The organism is Microbacterium sp. 3J1, from assembly GCF_001049495.1.
In the GTDB taxonomy this organism is placed as follows: Bacteria; Actinomycetota; Actinomycetes; order Actinomycetales; family Microbacteriaceae; genus Microbacterium.
This window is the reverse complement of the sequence record NZ_CDWI01000014.1, coordinates 124474-140163: the sequence shown is the minus strand read 5'-3', so window position 1 is coordinate 140163 and position 15690 is coordinate 124474. Positions and strand designations below refer to the sequence as shown.

The following is a 15690-nucleotide window of genomic DNA, read 5'->3' as shown; positions in this document are numbered from 1 at the left end:
GCCGAGCCGGTCGAAGTGCTGGTAGAATGGACCCTTGGTGCTCTCTGCGCCGCAGACTTCCCTCGTCCCTGGCACAATCCAGGGCAGCAACTAAGGAATCCCATGAAGACTGACATTCACCCCGACTACAAGGCTGTCGTGTTCCGCGACCTCGGCTCGGGAGAGACGTTCCTCACCCGTTCGACCGTCACGAGCGACAAGACGATCGAGCTCGACGGCGTGGAGTACCCCGTCATCGACGTCGAGATCTCCTCGGCCTCGCACCCGTTCTACACGGGCAAGCAGCGCATCATGGACTCGGCCGGCCGCGTCGAGAAGTTCAACCAGCGCTTCAAGGGCTTCGGCGGATCCAAGTAACGACATCCGCGCACGAAGGCCCCGGTTCCTCGGAACCGGGGCCTTCGTCGTCTGCGGCGGGAACGCGAGGCTCCGCGCCGGAGGTCGATCAGAGATCGATGGTGATTCGATCCCCGTCGATCCGGCTCGGCGGATCGCCGGGCGACGGTGCAGGCGCGGTGCGCTTCGTCTGACGATCGCGCTCCATGCCGGCCTCGTGGGCAGACGGCATCCACACCGCTTCGAACGATCCGCCGAGACCCCCGCCGGCGCTCTCGTACTTCTTCTCGAGCGGCATCCTCGAGTACACGGCGACGATCACGACGATGACGGCGATCGCCACCACGAGGAGGATCGCGATCGTCAGGAGCATGCCCAGAGCCTCGGTCATGCGTTCCAGGCTAGACGTGCGCGCCGGAGTCCGGCATCCACCCGGAGGAGGATCCTCAGCGGATCCGGCGACCGTGGGCGAGGTCGATGAGGTGCGTCAGCACCGGGCCGGACCGCAGGCCGTTGTGCTCGTGCTCGCTCGTCACCCACAGCTGCACTCCGGGCAGGAGGCGGGCGGTCTCGAGCGAGAACTCCAGCGGCACGTAGACATCGTCGGCGTACACCGCTGCGGCTCCCGTGGCCCCCGAGGCGGCGATGGCCACCTGGTCGTAGGTGCGCGGCCATTCGAACTCCGCGAGCGCAAGGGTGACGTCGCGCCAGGGCTGGAACGCCGGCACGGTCTCCGTCCACTCCCGCCGGATGTGCTCGCCGGTGAACAGCGTCACGTCGGAGCGGAAGTCCTCGGGCTCCGTGCGCTCGGCCGACCATCTCGTCGCGTGGCCGTCGGCGTAGCTCGACTCGTGGAAGGCGAAGTACAGCGGGTTGCGGCCGCCATAGGGCATCGCGGCCATCAGGTCGTAGCGGAACGCGTTCGATGAGGGATCCCGCTCCAGCAGCGACCACAGGGTCTGCCAGCCCTCGTTGGTGCCGAGGGCGGATCCGGCGGAGCGCAGCCGCGACGGTGAGACGACCTCGCCGTCCGGCAGGACGATCTCGCCCGCGTCCGCGAGGTCGACGAGGCGCCGCATGACGTCTCTGTGCTCCGGGAAGCGGCGGTAGTAGCGTTCGGACGCCACACGCATCTTGTCGTAGCAGAGGGCGTACACGTCGTCGGGGTGCCGACCGACGGCACTCAGTCCGCCTGTGATGAAGACGTCGGCCAGGGAGTCGGCGTCGGTCGAGAGGTACGCGAGCGTCGTGAATCCTCCGAACGACTGGCCCAGCACACTCCAGGTCTCGGCGCTCAGGTGCTGTCGCATGGCCTCGCAGTCGCGGACGATCGCGTCGGCACGGAGGTGCGTGAGGTGCTCGGCGACCGCCTCGGAGCCGCGTGCGAGGTCGGCGTCTCCGACGGGGGAGGAGAGCCCCGTTCCGCGCTGGTCGAGCATGACGACGCGATAGTGCGCCAACGCCTCGTCGAGCCACGCCGGTGAGGTCGAGCTGTGGAACGGCCGCGGAGCCTCGTGGCCGGGCCCGCCCTGCAGATAGACCAGGAAGGGCAGTCTCTCCCCGCCGTCCCGCGCGATCACACGGGCGAAGATGTCGATGGTGCGGGTGTCGGCGGGATCGTCCCAGACGAGCGGCACCGTGAGGGTGTGCTCTTCGATCGTCAGGTCGAGCAGGCGGCGGATCGTGGTCGTCATGTCACATCACATTCCCGATATAGGAGTACTTCACGAAGACCTCTGAGGCGATGTCGGACTCGAGCGCGATGCCCTGCACCGCATTCATCATGTAGTTCGAGTCCCAGCCCATGTAGAGGTGGTGCGTCTCGTCGAGCTGATCCCAGTGTCCGTTCCAGGCCATCTCGTCGTAGATCGGTCCGCCGTGCGCGGCGCAGTACGCGATCGCGGCATCCCGGGTGTCGGTCCACGCGCGACGGAACACACGGTTGAAGAGGTGCCTGACGTCGTAGACCTCCCATCGCTCGCCGCGGTACTCGACGTACTCGAACTCGCGCTCCCAGCCCGCCGGCCAGCCACGGCGGCGCACGGCGTCGAGGATCGGCGTGAGTCCGTCGTCGTCGATCTCGGGCAGCGCGGGGCGCGCCCAGATCCGCAGAAGGTCGGTCGTCAGGCGCACGGTCCGGGCAGAGATCGCCGCTGTGCCCCAGGTCTCGGTCGCCGTGAGTGCGCGCGTCTCGGCCACCGTGCTGCGGGCGTAGGCGCGGTCGCGTTTCGTGGGGAAGGACTCGCCGAACACGCGCTCGGCGAGGCCCTGCTCGAGGAGCGTGAGGTTGCCGAGGGTGGGAGCGAGCGCACGGTGGGCGTTGCGCTCGTCGTCGGTGTATTCGAGCCAGGTGCGGTCGCCGCCGCCCGACCAGTGGTCGGCCGGGACCACGGGCACGATGTGCTCGACGTCGAGGTCGGTCGCATCGTCGACGCCCTCGAGCCGCGCGAGCACGTAGGCCGGATGCGGGAGCTCGCTGTACTTGAGCACCGCGCTGACGCGCTCGTCCGACGGTGTGATGCGGGCGAAGGCGCGCGCCAGTGCGTCCCGCCCGTTGCGCCGAGCGCGACAGAGCCTCGCGACGAGTCGCTCGTTGGGCAGGTTCACGAGCGTGCGCCGCAGATACATCGCCTGGATCCACTCGAGGGTCTCGATCAGCTCCTCGCGCGTGATCAGCCCGCGGAGGTGGTCGCTGTACACGCTGAGGACCAGCGGGTATGCCGCGCGGCCGAACGTGTTCACGTGGCCGAGCTGACGGGAGATCTCCGCGTCCGGCTCGAGCGAGGGGTCGAGCAGGATGCCGTAGATCTCGGCGTAATGCCGCCAGACCTCGGCATCCGCCTGCAGCCGCCCGACGTCCACGCGGGGGAACGACTGCCGGAACGCGCTGTACACCCCGTGCTCGCCGTTCGCCGCGACCTCGCGACCCGTCGTCATGACGAGGTAATGGCGCCAGAAGGCGCCGATGGCCTCACCCGTGTGCTGCTCGATCGGCAGCCAGAACCGCGCCTCGACGTCGAGCTGCTCGCCGTGGGTGAGCCCCATGAGGATGTAGTTGTGGATGAGCTCGTGGTCGCGCAGCGGCTCGCCCGTGGAGTTCAGGCTCTCGAAGATCTGCTGCGCGTTCGCCTCTGCTCCCAGAGTGATCGACACGTGCTCGAGCTTCTGCAGTCCGCTCCAGATCAGCGGCGCCTCGTCGGCGTGCACCTGGCTGCGGAAGAAGGCGTAGTTGTCGTCGAATCGGGACTCGCGATCTCCGTGGTCGTCGCGCGCGAGGACGACGGACTCGTAGAGGTCGGCCCAGGCGTCGTGCGGACGCAGCTTGGTGCGGCTCGGGTCGTCCGGCCGGACGAGCACACGGTCGAGCTCGGCGGCGAGTGCGGGATCCGAGCCCTGGACGGCATGTCGGAGAGCCGCGACGAGGAGCATGAGCGTCGTGAGGCGCTGCTGGCCGTCGATGAGGACGAGGTCGGTGTCCGCATCCGAGTCGTCCGCCGCCGACAGGATCGAGCCGATGAAGTGGCGATGGGAGGCATCCTGCCGGGCCACCGCGCGAACGTCGGAGAGCAGCTGCTCGCATCCGCCGATGTCCCACCGGTACTGCCGCTGGTACACCGGAACGACGATGGTGGTGGAGTCCTGAGCGAGCCATTCGATCGTGTTGACAGCTGTCGCCTCGACGTTGGTCGCAGTGCCCATGCTGGTGTCTCGTCCTCCCGTACCGCCCGGCACCCGGAGTCGCCAGGCGCCCGGATCAGTCTATTCGCTTATTCCCGGCGACCCTCCGAGGCGCTCCTCGACCGCGCTGTTAGGCTTGCCTTATCAGGGCCTGTTAAAACGTGCTGGCCCCCGATGAAGGGACATGACCTAGATCATGGGATACATCAAGTCGAAGGCTCTCGAGGACAAGGGATTCGTCGTTCTCGACAGCTACAACCAGGAGCTCGACCCCAAGGAGTGGCTCGACATCGAGTACAACGACTGGAAGTCGTCGGGTGACACCCGCTTCGCTCCGCTCGCGAGCGCCAAGGGCGAGATCGAGTGCAACGGCTTCTGGAACCACAAGCCGCCGCGCACCGACAAGGACGGCGTCTGGATCGATTCGCAGACCGCGAAGGCGCCGAACCTGACGCGCCGCGCCCAGGAGCCGGGCGCGAATGTGGGGCGCTGCCGCGTCATCGAGCTGCAGCCGACCCCGTACGGCGAATGCCTGTACAACCTCCACCAGGACGACAACAACCGTCTGAACCCCGATGGCACCGGCTGGGTCGTCCGCGGGTTCTTCAACCTCACGGACGACAAGGACAGCTTCTTCGTCCTGCGCGAGAACCGCACCGACCCCAGCATCGAGTACCGCATCGCCCTGCCTGCGGGCGCACAGCTCATCGTGGACACACAGCGTCTGTGGCACGCGGCGACGCACGTCGGCACCGACCCCCGGTACTGCCTCATCACGTCGTGGACCTCCGGTCCCGAGCTCGACGCGTACATCGAGAAGTACCACGGCACCCAGGACGTTCCGAACGTCGAGGTTCCGCAGGACGTGCTGGAGGCCGGCTACGCCGAGCAGGCTCGTCGTGACGAGGCCCGCGCCGCGTACTACGCCGCCAAGGGTCAGCAGGTCAAGCAGGCGATGAGCGAGGCCTGATCCTCGTCGTACGCCTGACCGCCTGACGGTCCGAAGGCCCCGGTCGATCCGACCGGGGCCTTCTTCGTGCGTGATCACACGCTTGTGATTTCGCCTGGTCTGGGCGAGAATGGGCGCACAACCGCATATTCTCGCCAGTTCTCGTGGTTCAGGTCGTTGGGGAAGACGCACCTGATGAAACGGAGAGATCATGGCGACGGCTTACGCACGCGGAGTGGTGTTCATCCACTCTGCGCCTCGCGCGCTCTGCCCGCACCTGGAATGGGCGGTAGGACGCGCCATCGGGCGTGCGGTGAACTTCGACTGGACCGATCAGCCGGTGCTCGAGGGCTCGAGACGCGCTGAGTTCTACTGGGATGGCCCCGTGGGCACGGGTGCCGCGCTCGCGACGTCCATCCGCGGCTGGGAGCACCTGCGCTTCGAGGTCACCGAGGATCCGACGCCGAGAAGTGACGGCGGTCGGTGGCTGCACACGCCGGACCTCGGCATCCACTACGCGCAGACGGATGCCGCCGGCAACATCGTCGTCGGTGAGGACAGGATCCGCTACGCGATGGAGATCGCGGCCGGCAGCGCCACCGAGCTGCAGCGCGAACTCGACGTGGCCCTCGGCTCGGCGTGGGACGAGGAGCTGGAGCCGTTCCGTCACGCGAGCGACGATGCGCGCGTCGTGTGGCTGCACAAGGTCGGCTAGCCGGAGCCGCCACGAGACCTGGAGCGGGAAGGCGCGAGTATCGGATGCCGGTGAGCGATCCCGGACGCTGAGAAGGCGAATCCCCGCTCCACACGACGAGGACCCCGCCCCTGGGATCAGGGACGGGGTCCTCGTCTGTCAGATGACGGCGGCGTGGGAGACCTCTGCGGGTCGCGCGGCGCCGCCCGAATGCACGTCGTCCCACGCGAGACGGAGGCGGGTCATGGCCTCGGTCGTGCGCTCCGGTGGCAGCGTGATCGGGACGCGCATCCGTCGTTCGAGGACCCCGCCGGTGGAGAATCGGGGACCAGGGGGCAGGAGCAGCTGACGATCTCGCGCGGCGAGCGACAGCGCGGTGGAGACGGGCGCCCCCAGGTCGAGCCACGTGGAGAGTCCGCCGTTCGTGGGCGACATCTCGACGCCGTCGAGCCCGTCGAGCCCGGCAGCGACGGCCGCACGACCTGCTCGGAGCCTGCGGGTGACGTGCGCGGTGAGTGCCGGCATGTCCTGCAGCAGTTCGACGGCGATGCACTGCTCGAGCAGCGCCGTGCCGAGCTCGAACGAGGGGCGCACGGCGAGGAGCCGCGCGATCAGCGACCGGTCGGCGCGGATCCAGCCGATCCGCAACCCGCCCCAGGCGATCTTCGACATCGATCCGACAGTGATGATCTCAGGGCTGAACGCCGCCATCGGCAAGGGCGTCCATCCGCGATCGATATCGAGTTCGGCCGTCGTCTCGTCGACGAGCACGTGGGTTCCGACACTCCGGGCGGTGGTCGCGATCCTGGCGCGCTCCGAGTCGGGGAGTGTCGCGCCCGTCGGATTGTGGAAGTCGGGGATCAGATAGGCGGCATGCGGGCGAGTGCGCAGCAGGGTGTCCGTGACATGTCGCTCGTCCCAGCCGTCGACATCGACCGGGGTGGGCACGAGACGATACCCGTGCCGGTGGAACGCCTCCAGCGCGTGCGGAAAGGTCGGCTGTTCGACGAGAGCTCCGGCGCCACGGCGCCCGATCGTCGCGAGTATGAGGTTGACGGCGTTCAGGGCGCCCGAAGTGATGATGATCTCGTCGGCATCCGTCTCGACGCCGCGCTCGGTGAACCGCTGCGCGACGGCAGCGCGCAGCTCGGGGAGCCCTCGCAAGGAGTATCCGCTCGTGCCGCGCAGGGCGGCGAGGCGGGGAAGCGAGCGCACGGTCGCGTCGTAGAGGCCGGGTGTCGAATCCATCGACGCGATGGAGAGGTCGATCGCCGTTCCGTCGTCGCTTCCGGCCGCGGCGTGCGGCGAGTGGGGGAGCGCCACCCGCGTGCTTCCGCCGTGCACTCGGGTGACGAACCCGTCGGACTCGAGAAGGCTGTATGTCCTCGTCATGGTCGAGCGCGATCTGCGCAGCTCGACGGCGAGGGCGCGCTCGCTCGGCAGGCGCTCTCCGACCGTCAGACGGCCGTCGAGGATCAGGGCACGGATGTGTCCGGCGAGGGCCGCCGCGGTCGCTCCGGCGACGTTCTCGGCGCCGAGCTGTTCGACGAGTCGCGAGGTCATGCATCCAGCATGCCGCAAAGTGGCCTGAACGCATCAGGCCACTTCTCCTGGAGTGGACTTTCTCCGCCGCCGCGGCACTGGTCCACGATAGAGATATGCAGCTCCGCTCCGTCTTCCTCCCGATCGCCTCGACCGGTCGTCGCGACCTCGTCGAGCGCGTCGGCCAGCTTCTCATCGGGCTCTTCCTCTACGGCGTCGCGCTCGGTCTGATGGTGCGTGGCGGCATCGGCGTCGCACCGTGGGACGTGCTCGCGCTCGGGGTGTCGAGAAGCACCGGCATCGGCTACGGCTCGGTCACCGTCCTCGTCTCCATCGTGGTGCTGCTCCTGTGGATCCCGCTGCGGCAGCGTCTGGGGATCGGCACCGCGCTCAACGCGCTGCTCGTGGGACCGAGCGCCGACATCGCTCTCCTGCTCATCCCCGCGCCTCCCTCGGTGTGGGTGGGTGCTCCGATGTTCGTCGCCGGACTGCTGCTGCTCGCCTTCGCGACCGGCCTGTACATCGCCGCGGACTTCGGTCCCGGCCCCCGCGACGGGCTCATGACGGGTCTCGTCGCACGCACGGGGTGGCGCGTGTGGGTCGTCCGCACTCTTCTCGAGGGGAGTGTCCTGGTGATCGGCTTCCTCCTCGGCGGCCCGGTCGGCGTCGGCACCGTGCTGTTCGCGTTCGGGGTCGGACCGCTCATCGGCTGGTTCCTTCCCTGGGCGACACGGATGCGTGCGGTGCGCTCCCGTCAGCTGTCGCGAATCGCGTGACTCGCCCCCGCACATGAGAACGGCCCCCGGATCGCTCCGGGGGCCGTTCTCATGCAGCGGATGCCGGTCAGTCGGCGCTCGCGAACACGGCGACGGCGTTGTGGCCGCCGAAGCCGAACGAGTTGCTGATCGCGATCTGCGGGCCGTCACCGAGGGGCGTGGGCTCGCCGGAGAGGCGGAACGGCACGGCCGGGTCGGGCTCGGTCATGTTGATGGTGGGGGGCGCCACGCGGTCGCGGATCGCGAGGAGCGAGAAGATCGCCTCGAGGGCACCGGTGCCACCGAGCAGGTGTCCGGTCGATGCCTTGGTCGCCGAGACGGGGATCTCGTCGATCCGGTCGCCGAAGACCTTCTTCAGCGCCACGTACTCGTTGGGATCGCCGACCGGGGTCGACGTGGCGTGCGCGTTGATGTGCGTCACCTGATCGGGAGTGACCCCGGCCTCGGCGAGAGCCTGGGTGACGGCGCGCGCGGCGCCGTTGCCCTCGGGGTCGTTGCCCGTGATGTGGTACGCGTCGGCTGTCACGCCGCCGCCGAGGACGTAGCCGTAGATCTTGGCGCCGCGGGCCTTGGCGTGCTCCTCGGTCTCGAGGATCAGCGCGGCAGCGCCCTCGCCCATCACGAAGCCGTCGCGATCGATCGCGCCGGGGCGCGAGGCGGTCGCAGGGTCGTCGTTGCGGCGGGACAACGCCTGCGCCGAGGCGAACGACGCCATCGTGATCGGGTGGATCGCGGATTCTGTGCCGCCCGCGATGACGACGTCGGCGAGACCCTCCTGCAGGTGGTGGAAGGCGTGGATGACTGATTCGGTGCTCGAGGCGCAGGCGCTCACGACGGTCTGCGCGTAGGCGCGAGCCTCGAACTGCAGCGACAGGTTACCGGCCGCGGCGTTGGGCATCAGCATCGGCACGGTGAGGGGCATCACGCGACGGGGGCCCTTCTCACGCAGCGTGTCCCACGCGTCGAGCAGGGTCCAGAGGCCTCCGATGCCGGTGGCGAAGTCTACGCCGAGGCGCTCGGGGGCGACCTCGGGGGAGCCCGCGTCTGCCCAGGCCTCACGCGCGGCGATCAGGGCGAACTGCGACGACGGGTCGAGCCGCTTCGCCTCGTGGCGAGGCAGGACCTCTTCGGGGCGGACGATCGCCTCGGCCGCGAAGGTCACGGGCAGCTCGTACTGCTGCACCCAGTCGTGCTCGAGGGTCCGGGTGCCGGACATCCCTGCGAGCAGGTTCTCCCAGTTCTCCGGGGCGGTCCCGCCGATGGCGGACGTGGCGCCGATGCCGGTGACGACGATGCGCTTGGTCATGTGTGGTTCCTTGTCAGGCGGGTCGAGCAGAAGGCGGGCAAGGCGGAGGATGCCACGCCCCGCTGGTGCGGGGGTGGCATCCTGCGTGGATTACTCCTGGCCTGCGACGATGAAGTTGACGGCGTCGCCGACGGTCTTGAGGTTCTTGACCTCGTCGTCGGGGATGGTGACGCCGAACTTCTCCTCGGCGTTGACGACGATCGTCATCATCGAGATCGAGTCGATGTCGAGGTCGTCGGTGAACGACTTCTCGAGGGCGACCTCGGAGGCGTTGATGCCGGTCTCGTCGGTGATCAGCTCTGCGAGGCCAGCGAGGACCTCATCGTTGGTGAAAGCCATGTGGTCTTCCTCTTTCTTGCGGGTTGTATTCGGAACCGTGGAACAGTCTAGGGAAAGTGGCGCGTCGTCAGGGGAGGACGACGACCTGAGCGGCGAAGACGAGGCCCGCGCCGAAGCCGATCTGCAGTGCGAGTCCGCCCGAGAGCTCGGGGTGCTCGGCCATCAGCCGGTGGCTGGCGAGCGGGATGGACGCCGCCGAGGTGTTGCCGGTCGTCTCGATGTCGCGGGCGATCACCGTGGACTCCGGCAGCTTCAGCTGCTTGGCGAACTCGTCGATGATGCGCACGTTCGCCTGGTGCGGGATGAAGGCGGCGATGTCCGTCGGCTCGACCCCCGCCTTGTCGAGGGCCTCGCGCGCCACCTTCGCCATCTCCCACACCGCCCACCGGAAGACCGTCGGGCCCTCCTGACGGAGCGTCGGCCACGGCACCTCGCCGTCGCGGAACTCGGTGAGCGTGCCGTTCATGCCGACGGCGTCGGCCTTCGAGCCGTCGGACCCCCATACGGCCGGCGCGATGCCGGGAGTGTCGCTCGGACCGATGAGCGCGGCTCCGGCGCCGTCGCCCAGCAGGAACGAGATGCTGCGGTCGGCCGGATCGACGATGTCCGAGAGCTTCTCGGTGCCGATCACCAGCGCATAGCGGGCCGCGCCCGCCTTGATGAGGGCGTCCGCCTGGGTGACGGCGTAGGCGTATCCCGCGCACGCGGCGTTGACGTCGTACGCCGCCGCGGGATTGGCTCCGACGCGGTCGGCGACGATCGCGGAGACCGACGGCGACTGCTTCGGGTTGCTGATCGTGGCGACGATGACGAGGTCGATCTGGTCGGCCGGGACGCCCGACTTCTCGATCGCCTCCGTCGCCGCGACGGTGGCGAGGTCGATCGCGTCGGTGTCGTGATCGGCACGCACGCGGGTGACGATCCCGGTGCGCTGACGGATCCACTCGTCACTGGAATCGATCGGACCGATGAGGTCCTCGTTCGGGACGGCGTTCTCGCCGCGCGCGGCGCCGTACGAGTAGATGCGGGTGAACGCGGGGCCCGTGGCCTGGGTCAGGGTGATGCTCATGCGGCTTCTCCGTTCAGCAGCGCGACGGCCGCATCGAGGTCATCGGGGGTCTTGACGGCGACCGTGGGCACGCCGCGCAGTCCGCGCTTGGCGAGGCCGGTCAGAGCGCCGGCGGGGGCGAGCTCGATGAGCCCGGTGATGCCACGGTCGGCGAAGGACGCCATGCAGAGGTCCCAGCGCACGGGCGACGAGACCTGGTCGACCAGGTAGTCCAGCGCCTGTGCTCCGTCGGTGACGACCGAGCCGTCGCGGTTGGTCCAGAGCGTGAGGTCGGGGTCGGCGGGGGCCACGGTCGAGACGGCGTCGCGGAGCGCGGCCACCGCAGGTTGCATGTACGACGTGTGGAAGGCGCCGGCCACCTGCAGCGCGATCACGCGGGAGCCCTTGACCGGCTCGCCGGCGAGGGCGTCGAGCCCCGCGAGCTCGCCGGCGACCACGAGCTGACCGCCGCCGTTGTAGTTCGCGGGGGAGAGGCCGAGTTCGGTGAGGCGCGCGAGGATCGCCTCCTCGTCGCCGCCCAGGACGGCGCTCATTCCGGTCGGGGTCTGAGCGGCGGCATCCGCCATGGCCCGACCGCGGATGCCGACGAGGCGCATACCGGTCTCGGCGTCGATGACCCCGCTGCCGACGAGCGCCGCGATCTCGCCGACCGAGTGGCCGGCGATTCCGTCGGCGCGGCGTCCGGCGCGTGCCGTCAGCGCGTCGGCCGCGATGAGGGAAGCGGCCACGATGAGGGGCTGCGCGACGCGGGTGTCACGGATCGTGTCGGCATCCGACACCGTCCCGTGCTGGCGGAGGTCGACCTCAGCGGCATCGGAGTAGGCGACGAGCTTCTCCGCCACGCCGTCCAGCTCGAGCCAGGGGGAGAGGAAGCCGGGGGTCTGCGAGCCCTGTCCGGGGCATACGACGACAATCACATCCCCAAGTCTGCCAACGATCGGCCGAGATCGGTGGATGATCCATCACAAGATTCGGGAAAACCCTTGTGTGTGGCGCACAGCGGCGGCGGATACGGCGCGCCGAGGGATGGACTCAGCGCTGAGGTCGACGGAGCGGGGGCCTGCGGCGGACCTGCTCGGCGGCGCCGATCGACCCCAGGATGAGCGCCGTCTGCAGGATGAGCGCCTCGCGGGGGCCGGTCGCGTCCCAGCCGATCACCTCGCTCACGCGCTTGAGGCGATAGCGGACCGTGTTGGGGTGCACGAACAGCTCGCGCGCCGTCGCCTCGAGCGAACGGCCGTTGTCGAGATAGCTCCACAGTGTCGTGACGAGGTCGGTCGAGTGCGCCTGCAGGGGGCGGAAGATCCGCTCGATGAGCGTCTGCTTGGCGAGCGGATCTCCGGCGAGGGCGCGCTCGGGCAGCAGGTCGTCGGCCTCGACCGGGCGCGGTGCGCTGCGCCAGGCGCGGGCCACGGCGAAACCGGCGAGTGCCGCTCGCGCGCTCTGGCTCGCGTCGACGAGAGCGGCGACGGCGGGTCCGAGGACGACGTATCCGGGGCCGAACGAGGGCTCGAGGCGCGAGGCGATCTCCTCGAAGCCGAGTTCCTCCTCCTCGCCGTCCGGCACCTCCTGCCCCGCGATGCGGGCGCGGCCGATGACGAGCACCAGCCGGGAGCCCTGCACGCCGATGAGGACGTCGACGGACAGCTTGCGCGCCGTGCGGCGCACGAGGTCGACGTCGAACTGCGGCGGAGTCGTGCCGACGAGTACCGCGACCTCGCCGTGGCCGTGCCATCCGAGAGCAGCGATCCGGCTCGGCAGCTCCTCGTCCGCCTCACCGGTGAGAATGGAATCGACGACGAGGGCTTCGAGACGTGCGTCCCAGAGGCCTCGAGCCTCGGCGGCCCTGGCGTAGACGTCGGCGGCCGCGAAGGCGACATCGCGGGAGTACAGGAGGATCGCTTCGCGCAGGTCGTCGCCCCGGCCGGCGACGCGCTCCTCGGTCACCTCGACGGTGACCCGGATGAGCTGCAGCGTCTGCTGGAGGCTCACGCTCCGCAGCAGCTCGCGGGGGGCGGCGGCGAAGATGTCGGCGGCGATCCAGGGGGTCGATGTCGGATCCTCGTACCACTGGATGAACGAGGTGATACCGGCCTGTGCCACCAGCCCGACCGCAGAGCGGCGGGCTGGTGGCATGTCGGCGTACCAGGGGAGGGTGTCCTCCAGGCGCTTGATCGTCACCGAGGCGATGTCACCGGAGATCCGGCGCAGCCAGGTGAGCGTCGCGGCCTTGTCCATTCCGCGCGGAGAGGAGCCTGTCACCGATGGCTCAGCTTTCGCCGCCCGCGTTGCCGCTGGTGCCAGCGGTCACGTCGTGCAGGCTGTACTTCTGGATGGCCTGCGCGGCGAGCGAGCGGTCGACCTTGCCTTCCTCGGCGAGAGACTGCAGAGTGCGGACGACGATCGACGGGCCGTCGATCTTGAAGAAGCGACGAGCGGCGGCGCGCGTGTCGGAGAACCCGAAGCCGTCGGCGCCGAGCGTCGCGAAACGGTTGGGCACCCACGGGCGGATCTGGTCCTGCACGGCGTGCATGTAGTCGCTCACGGCGACGACCGGTCCTTCTACGCCTTCCAGCTTCTGCGTGAGGTAGGCCGTACGCGGCTCCTCCTCGGGGTGCAGGAAGTTGTGCTCGTCGGCGGCGAGACCGTCGCGACGCAGCTCGGTCCAGGAGGTGACGGACCACACGTCGGCGATCACGCCCCAGTCGTTCTTCAGAAGCGCCTGCGCCTCGAGGGCCCAGGGGAGTCCGACGCCCGAGGCGAAGAGCTGGGCGCGGTGGCCCTCGCCCTCACCGACGGACACGCGGTGGATACCACGCACGATGCCGTCGACGTCGACATCCGCCGGCTCGACGGGCTGCACGAGCGGCTCGTTGTAGACCGTCAGGTAGTACATGACGTTCGGGTCTTCGTGGTTCCCGCCGTACATGCGCTCGAGGCCCGACCGCATGATGTGCGCGATCTCGTACCCGTACGCGGGGTCGTACGACACCGTCGCCGGGTTCGTCGCCGCCAGCAGGTGCGAGTGGCCGTCGGCGTGCTGCAGGCCCTCACCCGTGAGGGTGGTGCGACCGGCGGTGGCGCCGATGATGAAGCCTCGGGCCATCTGGTCGCCGGCTGCCCACTGGGCGTCGCCCGTGCGCTGGAAGCCGAACATCGAGTAGAAGAGGTAGATCGGGATCAGCGGCTCGCCGTGCGTGGCGTACGACGTGCCCGCGGCGGTGAAGGCCGCGAGAGCGCCCGCCTCGTTGATGCCGACGTGCACGATCTGGCCCTGCGGGCTCTCCTTGTAGGCGAGGAGCAGCTCCCGGTCGACCGACGTGTAGTGCTGGCCGTTCGGGTTGTAGATCTTCGCCGTCGGGAAGTACGCGTCCATGCCGAACGTGCGTGCCTCGTCGGGGATGATCGGGACGATGCGGTGACCGAAGTCCTTCGAGCGCAGCAGGTCCTTCAGGAGACGGACGAACGCCATGGTCGTCGCGATCTCCTGCGTGCCCGAGCCCTTCTTGGGCAGGGCGTACGCGGTGTCGTCCGGAAGCGACAGGCCGACGTGCGTCGAACGCCGCTCCGGGAGGAACCCGCCGAGGGCCTGACGGCGCTCGAGCATGTACTGGATCGTCTCGTCCTGCGGTCCCGGGTTGTAGTACGGGGGCAGGTACGGGTTCTCCTCGAGCTGCGCATCCGTGATCGGGATGTGCATCGCGTCACGGAACGTCTTGAGGTTGTCCAGCGTCATCTTCTTCATCTGGTGGGTCGCGTTGCGGCCCTCGAACTGCGGACCGAGGCCGTAGCCCTTGACGGTCTTCGCGAGGATGACGGTCGGCTTGCCCTTGTGCTCGGTCGCGGCCTTGAAGGCGGCGTAGACCTTGCGGTAGTCGTGCCCACCGCGCTTCAGGTTCCAGATGTCCTCGTCGGAGTAGTCCTTGACGAGGGCGGCGGCACGCTCGTCGCGGCCGAAGAAGTGCTCGCGGATGTACGCGCCGGACTCGGCCTTGTACGTCTGGTAGTCGCCGTCGGGGGTGACGTTCATGAGGTTGAGCAGAGCGCCCTCGGTGTCGCGGGCGAGCAGGTCGTCCCACTCGCGGCCCCAGACGACCTTGATGACGTTCCAGCCCGCGCCGCGGAAGAACGACTCGAGCTCCTGCACGATCTTGCCGTTTCCGCGCACGGGACCGTCGAGGCGCTGCAGGTTGCAGTTGACGATGAACGTGAGGTTGTCGAGGCCCTCGTTCGCCGCGACCTGCAGCTGTCCGCGGCTCTCGACCTCGTCCATCTCGCCGTCGCCGAGGAAGGCCCAGACGTGCGAGGCCGACGTGTCCTTGATGCCGCGGTTCTCGAGGTACTTGTTCGACATCGCCTGGTAGATGGCGTTGATCGGGCCGAGACCCATCGAGACCGTCGGGAACTGCCAGTACTCCGGCATCAGCCGCGGGTGCGGGTACGACGGGATGCCGTTCTCGCGGGACTTCTCCTGACGGAATCCGTCGAGCTGGTCCTCGGTCAGGCGTCCTTCGAGGAAGGAGCGGGCGTAGGTGCCGGGGGAGGCGTGGCCCTGGATGAAGATCTGGTCTCCGCCGCCGGCGTTGTCGGCGCCCTTGAAGAAGTGGTTGAAGCCCACCTCGTAGAGCGCCGCGGACGATGCGTAGGTCGAGATGTGTCCGCCGACGCCGATGCCGGGGCGCTGCGCGCGGTGCACCGTCATGGCCGCGTTCCAGCGGATCCACGCACGGTAGCGGCGCTCGACCTCTTCGTCACCCGGGAACTCGGGCTCGTTCTCGGGAGCGATCGTGTTGATGTAGTCCGTGGTCGGAACCATCGGCACATTCAGGTGCAGCTCCTTGGAGCGCTTGAGCAGGCTGAGCATGATCTCGCGACCGCGGCCGTGCCCCTTGGCGTCCACGAGCTCGTCGAGCGACTGCTGCCACTCGCCGGTCTCTTCGGGATCGCTGTCGAGGGGGCCCTGGGAGTATGGATCCTGGTCGTGCACAGTCACGGGGGAGC

The 15690-nt window shown here is 68.9% G+C and carries 14 protein-coding genes; 4 read left to right on the top strand and 10 right to left on the bottom strand.

Features of this window, described 5'->3' with window-relative positions:
* The first annotated feature begins 102 nt into the window (after nucleotides 1-102).
* Nucleotides 103-357, top strand: a complete 255-nt coding sequence (locus BN2660_RS15050; RefSeq protein WP_091234112.1) for a type B 50S ribosomal protein L31 — start codon at nucleotides 103-105, stop codon at nucleotides 355-357.
* An 88-nt stretch (nucleotides 358-445) separates the two neighbouring features.
* On the opposite strand, the gene BN2660_RS15045 is transcribed toward BN2660_RS15050, so the two are convergent.
* From BN2660_RS15045 to BN2660_RS15035, 3 genes are read right to left on the bottom strand one after another with little or no spacing between them, the layout of a single operon-like run.
* A complete protein-coding gene (locus tag BN2660_RS15045) occupies nucleotides 446-727 on the bottom strand; it encodes a hypothetical protein (RefSeq protein WP_091234110.1) in 282 nt (93 codons plus the stop codon).
* A gap of 55 nt (nucleotides 728-782) precedes the next feature.
* Nucleotides 783-2030, bottom strand: coding sequence for an alpha/beta fold hydrolase (locus tag BN2660_RS15040; RefSeq protein ID WP_091234107.1), 1248 nt, complete (start codon nucleotides 2028-2030; stop codon nucleotides 783-785).
* 1 nt (nucleotide 2031) lies between these two features.
* Nucleotides 2032-4035, bottom strand: a complete 2004-nt coding sequence (locus BN2660_RS15035; RefSeq protein WP_091234104.1) for a DUF262 domain-containing protein — start codon at nucleotides 4033-4035, stop codon at nucleotides 2032-2034.
* 175 nt (nucleotides 4036-4210) lie between these two features.
* Here BN2660_RS15035 and BN2660_RS15030 point away from each other — a divergent pair, with 175 nt between their 5' ends.
* Entirely contained in the window at nucleotides 4211-4984 is a 774-nt protein-coding gene (locus tag BN2660_RS15030; RefSeq protein ID WP_091234101.1) for a hypothetical protein, read from the top strand.
* A 190-nt stretch (nucleotides 4985-5174) separates the two neighbouring features.
* The gene (locus BN2660_RS15025; RefSeq protein ID WP_091234096.1) at nucleotides 5175-5678 is read left to right on the top strand and encodes a DUF3145 domain-containing protein; all 504 of its coding nucleotides are present in this window, start codon (nucleotides 5175-5177) and stop codon (nucleotides 5676-5678) included.
* A gap of 138 nt (nucleotides 5679-5816) precedes the next feature.
* Here the strand turns inward: BN2660_RS15025 and BN2660_RS15020 are convergent, their stop codons facing one another.
* Entirely contained in the window at nucleotides 5817-7220 is a 1404-nt protein-coding gene (locus tag BN2660_RS15020) for an aminotransferase-like domain-containing protein (protein ID WP_091234093.1), read from the bottom strand.
* Between the two features lie 95 nt (nucleotides 7221-7315).
* Here BN2660_RS15020 and BN2660_RS15015 point away from each other — a divergent pair, with 95 nt between their 5' ends.
* Nucleotides 7316-7975 carry a membrane protein YczE gene (locus BN2660_RS15015; protein WP_091234089.1) on the top strand — a complete coding sequence of 220 codons (660 nt, stop codon included), beginning with the start codon at nucleotides 7316-7318 and terminating at the stop codon, nucleotides 7973-7975.
* Between the two features lie 67 nt (nucleotides 7976-8042).
* Here BN2660_RS15015 and BN2660_RS15010 read toward each other — a convergent pair whose 3' ends face one another.
* The 6 genes from BN2660_RS15010 to aceE form a co-directional block, all read right to left on the bottom strand.
* Entirely contained in the window at nucleotides 8043-9281 is a 1239-nt protein-coding gene (locus BN2660_RS15010) for a beta-ketoacyl-[acyl-carrier-protein] synthase family protein (RefSeq protein WP_091234086.1), read from the bottom strand.
* 90 nt (nucleotides 9282-9371) lie between these two features.
* The gene (locus tag BN2660_RS15005) at nucleotides 9372-9620 is read right to left on the bottom strand and encodes an acyl carrier protein (RefSeq protein ID WP_017202249.1); all 249 of its coding nucleotides are present in this window, start codon (nucleotides 9618-9620) and stop codon (nucleotides 9372-9374) included.
* 67 nt (nucleotides 9621-9687) lie between these two features.
* A complete protein-coding gene (locus BN2660_RS15000; RefSeq protein ID WP_091234083.1) occupies nucleotides 9688-10689 on the bottom strand; it encodes a beta-ketoacyl-ACP synthase III in 1002 nt (333 codons plus the stop codon).
* Entirely contained in the window at nucleotides 10686-11606 is a 921-nt protein-coding gene (locus tag BN2660_RS14995; protein WP_091234080.1) for an ACP S-malonyltransferase, read from the bottom strand. The genes BN2660_RS15000 and BN2660_RS14995 overlap by 4 nt, the downstream gene beginning before the upstream one ends.
* A gap of 115 nt (nucleotides 11607-11721) precedes the next feature.
* Nucleotides 11722-12927, bottom strand: coding sequence for a PucR family transcriptional regulator (locus BN2660_RS14990; protein WP_091234078.1), 1206 nt, complete (start codon nucleotides 12925-12927; stop codon nucleotides 11722-11724).
* Nucleotides 12928-12958: 31 nt separating this feature from the next.
* Nucleotides 12959-15682, bottom strand: a complete 2724-nt coding sequence (gene aceE, locus BN2660_RS14985; RefSeq protein WP_091234075.1) for a pyruvate dehydrogenase (acetyl-transferring), homodimeric type — start codon at nucleotides 15680-15682, stop codon at nucleotides 12959-12961.
* Nucleotides 15683-15690 lie beyond the last annotated feature (8 nt).